Annotated in this window: 16 protein-coding genes; 9 read left to right on the top strand and 7 right to left on the bottom strand. The window is 45.6% G+C overall.

The features are described from left to right. The first annotated feature begins 1 nt into the window (after position 1). The 8 genes from BUC05_RS15385 to BUC05_RS15355 all read left to right on the top strand — a co-directional run bounded on the left by BUC05_RS15385 (position 2) and on the right by BUC05_RS15355 (position 7,237). Positions 2-493, top strand: coding sequence for a PTS sugar transporter subunit IIA (locus BUC05_RS15385; RefSeq protein ID WP_051881168.1), 492 nt, complete (start codon positions 2-4; stop codon positions 491-493). Then, positions 493-777 carry a PTS sugar transporter subunit IIB gene (locus BUC05_RS15380; RefSeq protein ID WP_035203081.1) on the top strand — a complete coding sequence of 95 codons (285 nt, stop codon included), beginning with the start codon at positions 493-495 and terminating at the stop codon, positions 775-777. The genes BUC05_RS15385 and BUC05_RS15380 overlap by 1 nt, the downstream gene beginning before the upstream one ends. Positions 778-812: 35 nt before the next feature. Beyond that, a complete protein-coding gene (locus BUC05_RS15375; RefSeq protein WP_035203079.1) occupies positions 813-2,072 on the top strand; it encodes a galactitol-specific PTS transporter subunit IIC in 1,260 nt (419 codons plus the stop codon). Positions 2,073-2,098: 26 nt separating this feature from the next. Next, on the top strand, positions 2,099-3,127 hold the full coding sequence (locus BUC05_RS15370; RefSeq protein ID WP_073305290.1) for a zinc-binding dehydrogenase: 1,029 nt from the start codon (positions 2,099-2,101) through the stop codon (positions 3,125-3,127). Positions 3,128-3,152: 25 nt separating this feature from the next. Next, positions 3,153-3,305, top strand: a complete 153-nt coding sequence (locus BUC05_RS21545; RefSeq protein ID WP_167369582.1) for a hypothetical protein — start codon at positions 3,153-3,155, stop codon at positions 3,303-3,305. Positions 3,306-3,326: 21 nt separating this feature from the next. Next, positions 3,327-4,412, top strand: coding sequence for a galactitol-1-phosphate 5-dehydrogenase (locus BUC05_RS15365; RefSeq protein ID WP_073305288.1), 1,086 nt, complete (start codon positions 3,327-3,329; stop codon positions 4,410-4,412). Positions 4,413-4,871: 459 nt separating this feature from the next. Continuing rightward, positions 4,872-6,494, top strand: a complete 1,623-nt coding sequence (gene abc-f / locus BUC05_RS15360) for a ribosomal protection-like ABC-F family protein (protein WP_073305286.1) — start codon at positions 4,872-4,874, stop codon at positions 6,492-6,494. A gap of 428 nt (positions 6,495-6,922) precedes the next feature. Then, complete coding sequence (locus BUC05_RS15355) at positions 6,923-7,237, top strand: hypothetical protein (RefSeq protein WP_035203069.1); 315 nt, start codon at positions 6,923-6,925, stop codon at positions 7,235-7,237. Between the two features lie 140 nt (positions 7,238-7,377). Here BUC05_RS15355 and BUC05_RS15350 read toward each other — a convergent pair whose 3' ends face one another. The 7 genes from BUC05_RS15350 to BUC05_RS15320 form a co-directional block, all read right to left on the bottom strand. Further along, complete coding sequence (locus BUC05_RS15350; protein WP_073305284.1) at positions 7,378-7,941, bottom strand: YdhK family protein; 564 nt, start codon at positions 7,939-7,941, stop codon at positions 7,378-7,380. Between the two features lie 180 nt (positions 7,942-8,121). Further along, a complete protein-coding gene (locus BUC05_RS15345) occupies positions 8,122-9,042 on the bottom strand; it encodes a S66 peptidase family protein (protein WP_035203063.1) in 921 nt (306 codons plus the stop codon). Between the two features lie 225 nt (positions 9,043-9,267). After that, positions 9,268-10,728: an N-acetylglucosamine-specific PTS transporter subunit IIBC gene (nagE, locus tag BUC05_RS15340; protein WP_073305282.1), complete on the bottom strand. Its 1,461-nt coding sequence runs from the start codon at positions 10,726-10,728 to the stop codon at positions 9,268-9,270. Positions 10,729-10,957: 229 nt separating this feature from the next. Beyond that, positions 10,958-11,791: a PRD domain-containing protein gene (locus BUC05_RS15335; RefSeq protein ID WP_035203058.1), complete on the bottom strand. Its 834-nt coding sequence runs from the start codon at positions 11,789-11,791 to the stop codon at positions 10,958-10,960. 200 nt (positions 11,792-11,991) lie between these two features. Continuing rightward, positions 11,992-12,645 carry a hypothetical protein gene (locus tag BUC05_RS15330; protein ID WP_082369183.1) on the bottom strand — a complete coding sequence of 218 codons (654 nt, stop codon included), beginning with the start codon at positions 12,643-12,645 and terminating at the stop codon, positions 11,992-11,994. Between the two features lie 3 nt (positions 12,646-12,648). After that, positions 12,649-13,254, bottom strand: a complete 606-nt coding sequence (locus BUC05_RS15325; protein ID WP_035203056.1) for a response regulator transcription factor — start codon at positions 13,252-13,254, stop codon at positions 12,649-12,651. 20 nt (positions 13,255-13,274) lie between these two features. Beyond that, positions 13,275-14,369 carry a sensor histidine kinase gene (locus BUC05_RS15320; RefSeq protein ID WP_035203054.1) on the bottom strand — a complete coding sequence of 365 codons (1,095 nt, stop codon included), beginning with the start codon at positions 14,367-14,369 and terminating at the stop codon, positions 13,275-13,277. 312 nt (positions 14,370-14,681) lie between these two features. Here BUC05_RS15320 and BUC05_RS15315 point away from each other — a divergent pair, with 312 nt between their 5' ends. Beyond that, positions 14,682-15,944: an MFS transporter gene (locus BUC05_RS15315; protein WP_035203052.1), complete on the top strand. Its 1,263-nt coding sequence runs from the start codon at positions 14,682-14,684 to the stop codon at positions 15,942-15,944. Positions 15,945-15,956 lie beyond the last annotated feature (12 nt).

Here is a 15,956-nt window from a genome sequence, read left to right as displayed (position 1 = left end):
AATGGAGGTCACCATGCTAGTCGATGAGAGTACCATTTTAATCAATGTGCATGCGAAACATAAAGAAGAGGTTCTACAGCTCATGTCGAACAACCTCGTCGCCCACGGATTTGTAAACAAAAGTTTCACTGGCGCGGTGATAGCGAGGGAGCATGAGTTTCCCACAGGTTTGCCGATGGATGGGATGGCAGTAGCCATTCCCCATACGGATATTGAACATGTGCGCAAAAAGACGATTAGCATTGCCCAGTTAAACGAACCTGTAGAATTTGGCGTAATGGGCGGAACGGCTTCAGAAAGAGTAGCCGTGAAACTTGTCTTTATGTTGGCAATGGAAGAAGCCCATTCCCAGTTAACGATTTTGCAGCAACTGATGAAGTTATTTCAAAACAACAAAGCAATGACACAATTAGCGTATGCAACATCGAAACGAGAAATCAAAACGGTCGTTCTCGATCATTTAGGAACAGAAGCTAAAGGAGGAAGATGTTGATGAAAACAAAAAAAGTTCTAGTTGCTTGTGGTGCAGGAATTGCGACATCGACAGTGGTAAATAGCGCGATTGAAGAAATGGCAAAAGAGAACGGCTTAAAGGTCAACTTAGTGCAGATCAAGATTTCGGAAGTAGGCAGCCATAAGGATACTGCTGACTTGCTAGTCACAACAGCGATGACGCAAGCAGATTTTCCTTTCCCTGTGATCAATGCCCGCTCTTTTTTAACAGGCATCGGCACGGAGCAAACAAAAAAAGAAATTTTAGAAGCGCTTAAAGCTTAAGCGAAACTGAGTGTTTTCAAAAGAGGAGGAACGTCATGGATGGGTTTGTCAACTTTATTCAAGGGTTCTTAGATTTAGGCGCAACCGTTATTTTGCCCGTTGCTATCTTTTTATTAGGGTTGTTGTTCGGGCAAAAACCAGGTAAAGCGTTTCGGTCTGGGTTAACGATTGGCATTGCCTTCGTCGGCATTTTTCTAGTCGTCGACTTGCTCGTCAACAATCTAGGGCCGGCTGCACAAGGGATGGTTGACCGGCTAGGTGTGGAACTGAATGTTATTGATGTAGGCTGGCCGGCATCTTCATCGATTGCTTGGGCTTCCATGGTGGCTGCTTTTATTATTCCGTTAGGTCTTTTGGTCAATGTGCTTATGCTTGTGACAAAAACGACAAAGACAATGAACGTCGATATATGGAATTTCTGGCACTATACGTTTACAGCAGCCATGGTATATGTGGCAACGTCCAATTTGTTTTTGTCTTTGCTGGCAGCCGTGATTTTTCAAGTTATTTGTTTAAAGATTGCCGATTGGACGGCGCCGATGGTGAGCGAATTTTATGACTTGCCTGGGGTTTCCATTGCCACAGGTAGCACGATTTCCTATGCACCAGGCATCTTTTTAGTAAAAGGACTGCAAAAGCTCCCAGGCGTCAATAAATGGAACGCTGACCCAGCGACGATTGAAAAACGGTTTGGCATTTTAGGAGAATCGATGTTCATAGGCTTAGTTCTCGGTGCTGCCATTGGCTTGCTTGCTGGCTATGGCATTGGCGATGTGATCGATATTGGCATTGCTATGGCTGCAGTAATGGTGTTAATGCCACGAATGGTTAAAATTTTAATGGAAGGGCTCTTGCCAATATCGGAATCGGCTCGCGAATGGCTGAATAAACGTTTTGGCGACCGGGAAATTTATATCGGTCTTGACGCAGCCGTCGCACTCGGGCATCCGTCTGTTATTTCAACCGCTCTTATTTTAGTGCCCATTACAGTCGCTTTAGCAATCATTCTTCCTGGCAATGCGCTTTTGCCTTTTGGCGATTTGGCTACAATTCCGTTTATTGTTGCGTTTATTGTTGGCGCTGCTCGAGGCAATATCGTCCATTCAGTCATCGTAGGAACGATTATGATTGCGATTTCGCTTTATCTGGCCACAGATGTTGCCCCATTATTTACGCAAATGGCAATGGAAGGGAACTTTACAATGCCGGAAGATTCGGCACAAATATCCAGCATTGACCAAGGAGGCAACCTGATTAACTGGATAATCGTTCGTTTATTCGGTATATTCGATTAATTTTACGAAAAGTAGGAGGGCTAGAATTGAAAGCATTAGTAAAAACAGCACCTGGATTTGGACATGTTGAACTCCAAAACAAGCCCGAACCTGCTCCAGGGGAAAAGCAAGTCAAAATAAAAGTCAAATATGCGGGCATTTGTGGGTCCGATATCCATACGTATGAAGGCCATTATAAAGTGGCCTTCCCGGTAACACTTGGCCATGAATTTGCAGGAGAAATTGTTGAAGTCGGGCCTGGCGTTCAATCTTTTAAAGTAGGGGATCGGGTCACCTCTGAAACCACTTTCTCCGTTTGCGGGCAATGTCCTTATTGCCAAACGAAAGACTACAACCTTTGCAGCGAGCGCAAAGGCCTTGGTACCCAGCAAGATGGCGGGTTCGCTGAGTATGTACTTGCCCGGGAAGAGAGTTTGCATCTTTTGCCAGACAATGTTGATTTCCGTTCAGCAACGATGACAGAACCGTTAGCCTGCACGCACCATGCGCTAGCGAAAACAACAATCAACGCAGGCGATTTGTGTGTTGTCATTGGTCCTGGTCCAATTGGCTTACTCGCTGCCCAAGCCGCGAAAAGCAAAGGCGCAAAAGTCCTGATAACCGGCCTCAATCATGACAAGGTTCGCCTTGAGAAGGCGCGTGCCCTTGGGATTGATTACGTCGTCAATGGCGAAGAAACGAATGTCGGCGAAGTCGTAAATGAACTGACAAACGGCTACGGAGCCGATGTGGTGCTTGAATGTTCTGGGGCCGTAAAAGCAGCCAATCAAGGGCTAAAGTTATTGCGGAAAAAGGGGCAGTATAGCCAAGTCGGCATTTTTGCTACATCAGAAATTCCCTTTGACCTCGAAACAATTATTCAGAAAGAAATATGCGTCATTGGCAGCAGAAGTCAGAAGCCAGCTGATTGGGAACCTTCTCTGATGCTATTAAAAACAGGCAATGTCAACGCTCGTGATCTGGTCACCCATGAATACGAGCTTCATCAATGGGAGGAAGCTTATCAAGCGATAAAAAGCGGAGAAGCGATAAAAGTGCTTTTAAAACCAGAGTAAAGCAGAACTGCAACGGAGGGACAGAATGGTTGAACATTTGCTAGATTTTATGCTTGGGCCGCTTAGAGGACTGGGGCGCTTTTACTTTGAACACCAACTCATCTTTAATACGCTTATTGTGGCTGTGGCGTTCGCTAACATCATCCGCCATAAAAAAAAGCCACAGCATAACGAGTAAAGCGATTTAGGAGGAAAGCGAGTGGAGGCTTTAAATTTATATGGTGCTGGCGACATCCGTTTTGAGCAATCGCCAAAGCCAACGATCATGAATGACAATGAAGTCATCGTCCGTGTAGAAACGGCAGGGATTTGCGGATCAGACTTATCCCGTTATAAAAAACTAGGGCCTTATATTCCCGGGACGACGTTTGGCCATGAATGTTCAGGTACGATTGAGGAAGTAGGCAGCAATGTCAGCCATTTAAAGGAGGGAATGCGAGTCGCCGTATGCCCTGCTCTCCCGTGCGGCGACTGCACCCAATGTCGGCAAGGGGCTTATTCACGGTGCCCGTCGCTAACCGTTATCGGAGCTGTCCAGCCAGGGGCGTTTGCAGAATATGTGAAGTTGCCTGCTGAAAATGTCCTCCCATTGCCGAATGAAATTGATGCTGATACGGCAGCGTTCATTGAGCCGGCTGCTGTTGTGGCACACGGTTTTTACAAGACGGCGATTGAACCAGGAGCAGATGTGGCCATTATCGGCTGCGGAAGCATCGGCTTGCTTGCCATTCAATGGGCAAAATTGTTTGGTGCCAGATATGTATACGCAATTGATATCGATGAACAAAAATTAAAAGTGGCTAAAGAACTTGGCGCCGACCAACGAGTGAATCCACTTGATGGCCCAGTGCATGAACAAATTCACGATTTCACTGCTGGAGAAGGGGTAGATGTGGCGATTGAAGCAGCGGGGACTCCGGTTACTTCTGCCCAAGCATTAGCATTGCCGAAGAAAGGCGGAGAAGTTGTTTTTCTTGGGATTCCATACGGGGACGTGACAATCGAGCGTTTTTACTTTGAAAAAATTGTACGAAACGAATTGCGTGTCCATGGTTCTTGGAATGGGCTGTCCGCCCCGTTTCCGGGCAAAGAATGGAAAACGGCGATTCATTCTTTGCAAACAGGAGCATTGCAAGTAAAGCCACTCATTACACACCGGTTGCCTTTATCCGATGGGCCATTTGTTTTTAAGGAAATGGCCAGCGGTTCCCCAGGGTATATAAAAACGTTGCTTTATCCAGGGAAAACAGGGCAGAAAGAACGAGCCATCAATCATCTGAAATAGCGTTTGTTCGCCAAAGTATGTCAAGACGGTTCGATTTCCCAGGAAATAAAGGCGAATTTTTAGAGATAAACAGTTTTGATGATGAACGAATGTAATGGCGTTGGAGTTAAGCCCTGGCTCTTATGCCTGTTAACAATTTTTTTCTTATTTTCATGTGGGCAGTTGACAGATTGGCTTTCATATGACATGATAACGTCAAATACGAAGAAAGGAAAAGGTACCTCAGCCAATGAAGCAGTAATTCTATCTACAAACAGTAATTAAACATCCATTGAACGAGCGTTTATGTCCGCTCCATGAATATGGCGATTAATTATGTTTAGAGATGGGATTCGTCTGCTTTTTTGATAGAGGTGCACGTATACTGCGATTTTTTCTGCCCGTATAGGCAAAAGTAGGTCGACGTATGCGCACATTCCTGCGGACGGACTCTCTCTAGCATATAGAGGGGGTTTTTTTATGTTGTTAATGAAAGCAAAAGAGATTAAGAAAAGCGTTGGTGCACGGGAACTGTTGAATATTAAGGGGCTCTATCTTTATAAAGGCGACCGTGTCGGGCTTGTCGGAAACAATGGCGCAGGCAAGTCGACGCTTTTGCGCATACTGGCCGGCGAGGGAAAGGCTGATTTGGCGACTGTGGAAACGTATGGCTCAGTCGCTTATGTGCCCCAGCTAGAAAACGAAAATGAGGCAGTGGCAGGAGAGTTGGCCAGCAAATGGCATGTCCCAGATGGAAGCGTCCAAACAATGAGTGGCGGGGAACAAACACGCAAAAAAATTGCCGCTGCTTTAGCATCCGATCCGCATATTTTTATTGCCGATGAGCCAACGAGCCATTTGGATATAGACGGAATCGAACAACTAGAGAAGGAGTTAACGGCTTTTAATGGTGCAGTGCTGTTAACTTCCCATGATAAAGTATTGGTTAATAAAGTGTGTACGACCATTTGGGAACTGGAAGATGGCTGCCTCACTGTATATGAGGGAAATTACGATCATTATCTTAAGCAAAAACAGGCCAACAAGCAAAAAGCACACAAAGAATACGAAGCATTTGTCCAAGAAAAGAACAGGCTGGAGCAGGCAGCCAAACAGATCCAAGCAAAGTCTGCGAAAATTAAGAAAGCACCGAGCAGGATGGGCAATTCAGAAGCACGGTTGCATAAACGGAGTTCAGGTGTCCAGAAAGCAAAGTTAAACCGCGCTGCTGAAGCAATGCGGACGAGAATCGAGCAGCTTGAAGTGAAAGAAAAGCCGAAGGAGGTTGAGCCAATTCGTTTTGATATGGCCCAATTTCCTACTCTTCATAGCAAACGAGCGGTCCAATTCCAAGGCTGCCCTGTACAAATCGGCGCCAACATTCTAAAAGCAAACGTTCATGGAGAAGTGCCGACAGGGTCTAGGTTGGCGATTATTGGACCGAACGGATCGGGAAAAACAACGCTTGCCCGGCAAATTGTTGACCGCAGCGGCGGCTTGCATGTAGCAGCACCAGCTAAGGTCGGATTTTTTCAACAGCAGCAAGAAAACTTGCACGAAGGAAAAACCGTTTTAGAAAATATGATCGAAGACAGCCCGTATACACAAACGTTCATCCGCACAGTCTTGTCAAGGTTGGCATTTTCCAGGGACGAAGTCGATAAGAAAGCGGCTGTGTTGAGCGGCGGTGAGCGAGTAAGGGCTTCCCTTGCCAAAGTCTTCCTTTCAAATTGCAATGTCCTTGTCCTTGATGAACCAACGAACTACTTGGATATCGCGACAAAGGACTCACTGTTAGAAGTGCTGAAGGCCTACCCTGGGACCATTTGTTTTGTTACCCATGAACGAGCACTGATTGACGACCTTGCAACCCATATCCTTTCCTTCGCTGACGAGGAACCGACCGTAACAATGGTTGCGCCTGATGCAGAAGAGCATAAACGAGACGGTGCTGAAGAGGTGAAAGCAGCGCTATTGGCAGTTGAACTGAAGCTGTCGGAAACGCTCGGCCGCCTTTCGACAGCAGTCGATGAACACGAAAAGCAGGAACTGGACCAAACCTTTCAGCAGTTGCTTGCTGAAAAAAAGCGGCTTTTGCAGTGAGGGATCGCAAGTTCACTCAAAACCGCTAAAAACAGAATAAGACATTTAAACTAAAATACAGGAAAGATCGAAACTGGGTGAACCAATGAACGGTTTGCCCGGTTTTATATAGAAAAGGACCAGTCTAACTTCAAATTAAAACGTTGATAGGATGCTAAGGAAGATCAATAATTGAATAAGTGATTCTACGGCTTTTCATTATATGTAGAGAGGTTGCTCTTCAACCGAAATGTAGTGGTTTTTCATTGCGTTTCAGCTGTTCATTTTGAACAGCTGACTGTTCGCTCGTTAGTTAGCTTTAGCCAAGAGGAGTCTAGCCGATGTTTTACGGATGGCGGGCGGCAAAAACTATGCTACAATACGTGATAAGTGCCCACGATGTTCGCTACTCGCGGTGTACTTATTTTAACTGTAAGGCGGGACAACCGATGTATTCTTTTGTGCTTCTGCTCGTATTGATCGCCGTTTTGTGGTATGCCTATCAGAAAAACAAAGAAACGTTCAAACAGCTTTCAATTGGGCAAACTGCCGGTGTTTTCGTTGCGTATGGCGCTGCGGTCGCTATCATTGTGGCTGCGCTCTATTATGTGGTGCAGCCAGTAACGGAGCCGATTGCCAATGAGCTGCTAAAGCTAGCTGCTCGCTTTGGGTTGCTCATTATTGTATTGTTTGTTTGCATGTTTTTCCTAGAAAAAGTACTTAAAAAGATTACGAATGGCGCCTTTCCACCAAAAAGGAGATAAGCTACGTTCTACACGATTCATTCGTACATCGTAGGAAGGAAGAGTCGATTCCCCTCATTAAGGGGGATGGCTTCCAAGTCTTGAGCAACCATAGCCCTTGCCAAGCAGCAATTAGGCTATGGTTGTGGTTCGTTAGACGATTACGGCGACCGCAATTCGTCTTCTGTTACCCATTTATGGTTTTGAACTGTTTCGCCATCTGCCTCAAAATCAACCATATAAACCGTTGTCTGTTCACTCGAATCAATGACTGCCTCGGCTCCAGCCATCCCTTCCATATGATCTGCGTTTAGCACGACAGTATCGCCAGGGGCATAAGCCTCATCTTCATAACCTTCCAACTCTTCGTGTATGACCCATTTATGGTTTTCGACAGGAGCTTCCCCCGTCGTTGGCGTATACGATACAGCATAAGCCGTTGTTGTATAGGCGCCGACAATGGTCGCTTCCGTTCCTTTCATTCCTGGCATATGGTTAGCTTCCATCGTTGCTTTGCTCCCGACTGGATAGGAAGGATTGTCTGCTTCCTTTAAGCCTTCAGGTACTTCACCAGAACTTGAATGGTCCCCATGGTGGTGCTCGCTGTTGTGGTCGCCTGTCTCTTCATGAGCTGGTTGTTCAGGCTCTGGGTTGTCCGAACCAGCACCGCAACCTGCCAAACTAACGGCCAGTACAGTACTTGTTATTAGTAATCGTTTCCTCATCAAAATGCCTCCTTTTCCATTCTCTTTTCATATTATACCCTAGAGGGGTATGTAAAAAACACCCTTTTTTCAGAGAGATCCTGTTTTAGATAGAGGCGGAAGTAGAGAAAGTGGAAAAAGAAGCTCGCCCCATTTTGAGGCATAAGCTTCCTTCAAACCATTTGTTGAAATGGGGATAGTTTAACTCACGGTATTTTCCAAAATCGTAATCCGCCCGTTTGTTCCGTCTACTTCTACTTCTGCTCCGATTGGCACACTGGCTTTGTAGTAACCATGTCCTGATTGAAGATTCGTGACAAGTGGTTTGCCTAAAGGCACAAGAAAACCGGAAATCAATTCGTCATAGCTTGTGTTGTAGGCGATCGGGCAGCTCGTGCATGTGCCCATAATAATCGCTTCGCAATCAGCGAATTTGCCAGCAGCTTCGAGGTGTGCCAAATAGCGGTAGACAGTATTGACTGGTTCATGCGTATCTTCTAAAAAAATGACTTTTCCGGCTGTATCAATTTCATAAGGCGTGCCAAGGCTGTCAACAAAAGAGGTGAGGTTGCCACCAACAAGCGGGCCTCTTCCTCTTCCATTAACGAGGCCGTTAAGCGGGAAGCCAGGTGGGTTTTCTAGAAGGCGTGGGCTTGATGGCATCATGGTTGACGAGAAGAACTGGTTGAAATTGTAGTCAGGCGTGCCGTTTTGAAAATCAAGCAAAAGCAAACTATGGAAGCCAATCAAGTCTGCTTCCTGGTAAAGCACGTTTAATAAAATCGTAATGTCGCTATAGCCTGAAATGATTTTTGGATTGGCGCGTATGGTATCAAAATCAAGGTATGGAAAAATGCCAGCAACGCCTACGCCGCCTCGTGTCGGCAAAATCCATTTAATCGAAGGGTCTTCGATCATCGTCATAAAATCACTGGCGCGGTCTTGTGGCGGACCAGCTAAAAATCCGGTACGGGCATAGACATGTTCGCCGAGCACAGGCTGGAAGCCGAGCCCCCTTAAGTAAGCAACATTCGCATTTATCGCATCAGCAGAGCGGGGGCTACCAAGAGCGACGATCCCAACTGCATCCCCTTGCTGTAAACGCGGTGGTTTTTGGGCCATAGTATACCTCCTTTGCGGCGTCCTTGCTTTTGCATGTATATGTGGAGGAGGCCTGCACAAAGAACAGCAAATCACGACCATTTACATCCAAACAAGCGAAAGCCCTGCACACTGATTAGTGGAGGGCTCAAGCGCACACGTTCATTTGTCTCGTGTATGCTTTGCAATTGTTGCTCAACAACTTCCTTTGAGCAAAACATGTTCTATAATTAGTCTGAGTCGATTTTAACGAGTACGGATTTTCTCGATTTCGTCAGCGACAAATTGTACATGTGGGCCAATAATGACTTGAATATTATGGTTGGATACGACATTAATGCCAGGAATGCCGGTGCGTTTAATTTTTGTTTGGTCGACTTGAGCCATATTTTTGACTTCAACACGTAAGCGGGTGACACAGTTCTCAATTGAGACAACATTACGATCACCGCCTAGTCCATCATAGATCATGGCCGCCATTGCTGTATACTTGCTCTTGTCTTGAGCGTTTTCAGTATCCTCTGGCACTTTTTCTTCATCGTTCTCCTCTTCACGCCCAGGCGTCATCAAGTTAAATTTGACAATCGTAAAGCGGAATAGCGCGTAATAAACGACAGCAAAGCCAAGCCCTTGCACAAGCAGCATCCATGGCTGGTTCGCTAGCGGCAGCCTTGAGCTTAAAATAAAGTCAATTAGTCCGGCGCTAAAGCCGAATCCAGCTGTCCACTGAAAATAAGCGGCAATGGCCAACGATAAGCCGGTAAGCACCGCGTGGATTACATAAAGAACAGGTGCTACAAACATAAACGCGAATTCAAATGGCTCGGTCACGCCTGTGAAAAACGAAGCAAATCCTGCAGCGAGTAGCAACGACGCTGTTTGTTTTTTGCGTTTCGTTTTCGCCGTATGGTACATTGCTAGCGCTGCGGCTGGAAGACCAAACATCATAACTGGAAAAAAGCCAGCTTGGTACATGCCTGTAATGCCTTTTTCACCGCTTCCAGACCAGAAATTCGCAATGTCATTGATGCCAGCAACGTCAAACCAAAAGACGGAATTTAAGGCATGGTGAAGACCAGTTGGAATGAGAAGGCGGTTAAAAAATCCATATACACCAGCTCCTACATAGTGCAAGTTGCTAATCCACGTTCCAAATGTGACAAGGCCAGAGTAAACAAATGGCCAAACGATAAAAAGAACGGCGGAAATGACCAACATGGAAGCTGCCGTCATAATTGGCACGAGCCGTTTTCCGCTGAAAAAAGCAAATGCGGCCGGAAGTTGGACATGGCTGAAACGGTTATACATCATAGCAGCGACAATACCGGATAAAATCCCAATAAATTGCGTCTGAATCGAACCAAACGCGGCATTTACATTTTCTGGGTCCGTGCTTGTCAGCAGTGCAACTGAATCGGTAGACAACAAGTGGGTTACAACGAGGAAAGCAACGAGCCCGCTTAGTGCAGCTGATCCATCACGCTCCTTTGCCATGCCTAGGGCTACACCGATTGCAAACAAAAGGCCCATGCTCGGCCCGCTAACAAGAGATTCGCCTGCTGCAATTAAAAAGGCAGCGACCGGATTGCCTTCTCCCCAACCGCTCGGGTCCATCCAATAGCCGATTCCCATTAATATCGCAGCTGCAGGCAGCACGGCAACTGGCAACATCAATGAGCGCCCAATGCGCTGTAAGTAATTCATCATCAACGATCCATCCTTTTTTAAAGTAGTGTTTGTTGCAACCGTCTTTTCAACATCCTGATGGCAATAAGGAATGGCGGAGGTAGCGCATGGAAACGTAATCGCTTAACGCCCTCTGCCAGCATGAACGGAATGATCTCCATAAAAAAATCCAAATAGCAGCATAAAACATGCTGCCATTTGGATAATGCCTGGTTTTTCCCAGTAACACGCCAATTGTCTATTACGTTATTTAATAAAGCAACCGCCAAATATGCAACGTTAAATAGAGCTCTTCATTGGAGGAGAGTTCCCAGCCGTACTGCTTATGAAGGATACGGCCAATTTTTGTTGCACATTGATAGGCTTTTTTGTATGTTCCTTGGATAAGTTCAATTAATTCAGGGTTAAATTGTTTGTATTCGACTTTCTCTTGGTGAAGCTGGCGTAAAACAAAGTACCGTAAATGCGTGAGCAGCCGCAAGTAATCAAATGATTCTTCATTTAGCTGGAGCTCGTAATCGAACTCAATGATTTTGACAATCCGGTTGATCACTTCCGTCATTTTTACCGTTTCTTTCATATGTCGTTGTTGCCCTTGGGCATTCACAAAATGGTACGTTAAAAACGACTCTTCGCTTTTCGGCAATAGCACATCTAATTCATCAAAGACAATCCGAACCGCTTCTTTTGCAGCCTTATGCTCTTTTGGGTAAAGGCGATCAAGCTCCCACGGATGTGAATGGGGGTAATCGATGCCATCTAACGTGCGCTGAATCGCGTAATTGAGATGGTCGGCCAGCGCCAAAAACAAATGGTCGCTTAACTGGACGCCAATAATTGTTTCCGCTTTACGGATCATCATCGCTGCCACTTCGAAAACGGCAACGGGAATGTTGTCAATCAACTCTGAAAAGGGGTGAGTGCTAGACCTTTCAGCCGAATATTTTTTAGTGACCAATGTTTCATCAATCGCATCGCCTTTTTTGCGGTTAAAGCCGACGCCTGTTCCAATCACAACCCATTCTAAGCCAGCAGCATCCTCCACCAAAGCAATATTGTTATTAAACGATTTGATGAGGTTCATGCGATGCCTCCTAGCCATCAGAGCGGCCATAGCTGATGCCTGATCGGATCAGTAACACGTACGACCTTGTTTGTACGTATTATAGTATATGAAAGCATTTCCGTAAATAGCGAGAAGTGGAAGTCATGCTTGCCGGAGCGCAAAGGGAAGGCATTTCTTGCAGCCGCCACTATCGGGGTATTGTTCGCTGAATAGGCTAGCTAGGAACGTTTCGGCCAAACTGTATAGGACCATGAATAAATCGTGTCGATCAAGAAAATGACACCCCAAAGCATCGAAATCGAGTGGATCGTTTCATTCGGATAAGGGCTGTTAGCTGGATTGTACGCTTCGCTGCTTAGCCAAGACAAATCGCGTACATAAGAAAGCGCGTCGTCCCAATTGCTCGTACCGAGTGCAAAAAACACCGTTTGCCCAATGAGAAACACCAACAAATGGGCAAAAGAGGATCGGCGGTACATCCGAGCTTGATAACTGGGGTCCTTTTGTTTTGCGATTTGCTCCCGGTCTTTGTCTGTAAGCAAATCAATGCCCCGTAAACGGCCAATTTTTTGTTTCATCCAACGGTCAAGCTTTTTAAAATCTTGGATGCCAAATGTGACAGCGTACAGGACAAAGACCGTAATAATGATTTGCAATGTTGATAATTCACCAGTTTCTTTGTACAACAACCAGCCAAGCCCGGCTTCCAACGCAGTAATGCCAATAAACAAAAAAATAAAGACCATGCTGGCCTTCCGTTTATCAAGGCCGTAACGGACCACGCCAAACAAAAGCAGGCAAACGAGCGATGCAAGTTCCATTGCAATAAAAAGCGGTGCGGCAAATTCGATAATTCCTTCCATTGCATGCATGTCTTATATCCATCCTTTCTCTTCTGCGATCCGCAATGCGTCGTGGCGGTTAGTCGTTTCAAGTTTTTGCATCGCAGATGATAAATAGTTGCGGACTGTTCCGAGGGAAAGGTGCATGGCAGAGGCGATCGTTTCTGTGCTTTCGCCATTGCGCACTCGCCGGAGCATCTCTTGTTCACGGTCATTTAATGGGTTGGGCTGCAAACGAAACAACATGTTGCTAAGAGCCGGAGAGATGACGTGTTCGCCAGCTACAATGCGGCGGATCGCTACAATCAATTGATCAATCGGGTCATCTTTAAGCAAATAGCCGTCCACGCCAAGTTTCATCGCTTGTTCAATATAGCCTGGCCGCGAAAAGGTCGTCAACAGCGCAATTTTCCCTTTGAATCCATGCTGTTTCATGTATTTCGCTGTCTCGAGCCCTGTCCCATCAGGCATTTCGATATCCATGAGAAGCAAATCTAGCTCCCCAAGGCCGGGAAACGAGCGGACTGAAGCGCCGCTAGAAACGGCTCCGGCTACATGAATGTCTTTTTCTAAGTTAAGCAGTGACTCAAGCGCATTGCGCAAAATCGTTTGATCTTCAGCAATTAATATTTGAATCATTTTCCTTCTCCTTTTACGTGTCAAGTTGGCACGGCCAACGTAACCGTTGTGCCTGAGCTACCGCTTTCCCATAAACATGTGCCGCCAACGAGGCGCATGCGCTCTTTCATTGAGGCGATGCCGTCGCCTTTTTTTATGTCAGGTGATCCGATTCCCACTCCGTCATCGCGAATGTGGCAAACAAGCTCGCGCTCTGTATGGGAAAACGCCAATTCCACTCTATCAGCGCGGCTATGTTTATAACAGTTTACAAGCGCTTCTCGAATCGACAACGCCACCATGGTTTCAACCACTTCCGTAAGTGTAGGGATTTGTTCTTCACCGCGGACAGAAAAGGTGGTGAACGTTCCTTTAAACAACGTTTTCGCATGGTCGATTTCAGGCTTGATTTCGATATGCTTTAAACCAGACACCACCTCGCGGACTTGCTTGGCAGCGGAACGTGCTGTATCAAGGACATCCTCCATTTCCCGTTTGGCTGCTAGGGGATGGCTGTCTGCTAATCGGATCGCCAGTTCGCTTTTAAATTTAATGACGGCAAGTGTGTGGCCTAGCGTATCGTGCAAATCTCTAGCAATCCGGTTTCGTTCTTCTTCTTTCGCAAAGGCAGCAAGTTCTGATTGGGCACTAGCGAGATCTCGTTCGAGACTGTGGGCTCGTTTCATATAGCGAATCGTTACTGGCAAAATGAGTTGTAAGAATAAAAAAGGCGCATAAACAGTCGTCAAAAACGAAAGAGGCTTGCCTGTTGTGACCGTAAAGACAGCCAGATAACTGGACGTCAAGAACAACATTGACAGGCATAAGTAAGGCCAAAAACGGACTCTGCCACTTACATCGCTAAAAAGAAAAAGATAAATCAATAAGCTGTGATCAATCAATATTGCGGCAAATGCGAACAGACAAATGCCGGCGGCGCTCGCAGCGACAAAGCGCCAATCCTTCCACCATAGTGCTACATAATAAGCAGCTAAAATAGCCGCAAAACAAAACAAGCGTAGCAACAAAGGCACTTCGCTTTCTAACGTTAACAAATTAAAAAACAAAAAAGTAAACACGAAAATATCAACGAAAAGATAGCGTTTCATTTGTTCCCGGGGATAAAGTCGAATCATAGGGAGGCTCCTTTATAGGCAATCCCTTATATTATAGCGCCTTTATAGATTAAGCGATAACCGGCTAGAGTGCTATTCATAGATGTCATTGCTTTTTTGTGACAGGTGTCACACGTAAATTGATTTAAAAAAATGTTGTGATTTAAATTTTTAAATTGTATGATAGAACGTAAAGAAAAAGCTGTTGTGTGATCAAAAGAAGGGCGGTCTCGCTCTCTGCTTTGACAGTAACCTTAACCTCCACATTCCATTGATGCATGCATTATGTAAAAGATGGGAGGAACAAAAAAGAATGATGAAGAGGGGACGTAAATGAAAACACGATCATTTTTACGTGAAAGAAATTTTATGATTTTGCTTTCTGGCGTGTTTATTAATGGAATTGGTGCAGGCGTTTATGCGGTTTCGGGTATGTTGCTTGTCCTCTATTTGAGCGGAAATGTCTTTTATTCAGGTCTCGCTTATTTCGCAGTAACATTGGCAAATGCGTTGGCTTTCTTAATCGCGCCATTTGCTCGATACGTCACGTACAAAAAAGGCTTAATCGTATGCGAAGTGTTGAAGTCAGCATTGCTATTTACACTACCACTGTTCTACGCAACGATTGGCCTGAACGTTTATTATGTCATCACATTGCTATTTGCTGTTTCTTTGCTAGCCAAGTTTACATACCCGATCGAATCAACGATTATGCCAATTATTGTTGGTAAAGAAAACATTATTAAAGCAAATGCGTATTTGCAAACGGTGAGGGAAGGAATGGGTATCGCTTTTGTTGCTGGGGCCGGTGTTCTTGTTGCTTTCATCGGCCCTGTTCAAGCCATTTTAATTACAGCGGTTTGCCATTTGTTGTCATCATTAACGTATACATTATTCCGCTTTAGACAAAACACTGTCCCTCAAGACAGACAAGGCATGAAACAAAGCGTGGTCGCCTACAAAACAGATTTAAAGGCAGGGATGACGTATATTTCTCAATCGCTTATCCCAAAAATGATTGGGTCGATTATTTTTATTAATATGGCGCTGGGCGTAATGGTTCCGAATTTGCCTGCCTTTACATTAATGAAAGGCAATAGTGAAGCCATTTATGGTTTTTATTTGGCTGGATTGTCACTTGGCGTCATGATTGGCACACTAGTGACTCCGATAGTCAAAGAATGCCGTTTCGGGCTGCTAACGGTCATTGGTTTTTCTAGTACCGGCATTGCCTGGCTTGGTACTGCTTTTCTGCCCGTTTACTTTTCTTTGCCTTGCTTCTGTATCGGCAGTATCGCGATTGGCATCTTTAATATCCTCATTTTTTCGTCCATCCAACAACAAGTGGAAGAAGCGATGATTGGCCGTGTCGTGACAGTCCTATCCAGTGCAGCAGCAGTCGGTGTGCCGGTTGGTTCCCTTATAGGTGGGGCGCTTGGCTCTACCTTTACCCCCGTCTTGCCTGTGGCGTTTTGTGGGATAGCGATGTTGTTATTTAGTGCCAGCTGGTTGGTTCACCCAGTCCTTCGAAAGCTTCCGGCCATTGAAAAAGCCTCTTTGTTTGTTCAAAAGCCAGTGCAAAGTCAGTCGGTATAGGAAAAACATGAT

It is taken from the genome of Shouchella rhizosphaerae, assembly GCF_900142675.1.
Lineage (GTDB): Bacteria > Bacillota > Bacilli > Bacillales > Bacillaceae_D > Shouchella > Shouchella rhizosphaerae.
The sequence above is the reverse complement of the archived record's forward strand: the minus strand, read 5'-3'. Positions and strand labels throughout refer to the sequence as shown.

What these genes read in the sequence shown, in the direction of transcription:
- BUC05_RS15350 (WP_073305284.1), bottom strand. Translation starts at nt 7,941, where the DNA reads ATGAGGAAACGATTACTAATAACAAGTACTGTACTGGCCGTTAGTTTG.
- BUC05_RS15335 (WP_035203058.1), bottom strand. Translation starts at nt 11,791, where the DNA reads ATGAACCTCATCAAATCGTTTAATAACAATATTGCTTTGGTGGAGGAT.
- BUC05_RS15330 (WP_082369183.1), bottom strand. Translation starts at nt 12,645, where the DNA reads ATGCATGCAATGGAAGGAATTATCGAATTTGCCGCACCGCTTTTTATT.
- BUC05_RS15355 (WP_035203069.1), top strand. Translation starts at nt 6,923, where the DNA reads ATGTATTCTTTTGTGCTTCTGCTCGTATTGATCGCCGTTTTGTGGTAT.
- BUC05_RS15385 (WP_051881168.1), top strand. Translation starts at nt 2, where the DNA reads ATGGAGGTCACCATGCTAGTCGATGAGAGTACCATTTTAATCAATGTG.
- BUC05_RS15315 (WP_035203052.1), top strand. Translation starts at nt 14,682, where the DNA reads ATGAAAACACGATCATTTTTACGTGAAAGAAATTTTATGATTTTGCTT.
- abc-f (WP_073305286.1), top strand. Translation starts at nt 4,872, where the DNA reads ATGTTGTTAATGAAAGCAAAAGAGATTAAGAAAAGCGTTGGTGCACGG.
- BUC05_RS15325 (WP_035203056.1), bottom strand. Translation starts at nt 13,254, where the DNA reads ATGATTCAAATATTAATTGCTGAAGATCAAACGATTTTGCGCAATGCG.
- nagE (WP_073305282.1), bottom strand. Translation starts at nt 10,728, where the DNA reads ATGATGAATTACTTACAGCGCATTGGGCGCTCATTGATGTTGCCAGTT.
- BUC05_RS15320 (WP_035203054.1), bottom strand. Translation starts at nt 14,369, where the DNA reads ATGATTCGACTTTATCCCCGGGAACAAATGAAACGCTATCTTTTCGTT.
- BUC05_RS15375 (WP_035203079.1), top strand. Translation starts at nt 813, where the DNA reads ATGGATGGGTTTGTCAACTTTATTCAAGGGTTCTTAGATTTAGGCGCA.
- BUC05_RS15380 (WP_035203081.1), top strand. Translation starts at nt 493, where the DNA reads ATGAAAACAAAAAAAGTTCTAGTTGCTTGTGGTGCAGGAATTGCGACA.
- BUC05_RS15345 (WP_035203063.1), bottom strand. Translation starts at nt 9,042, where the DNA reads ATGGCCCAAAAACCACCGCGTTTACAGCAAGGGGATGCAGTTGGGATC.
- BUC05_RS21545 (WP_167369582.1), top strand. Translation starts at nt 3,153, where the DNA reads ATGGTTGAACATTTGCTAGATTTTATGCTTGGGCCGCTTAGAGGACTG.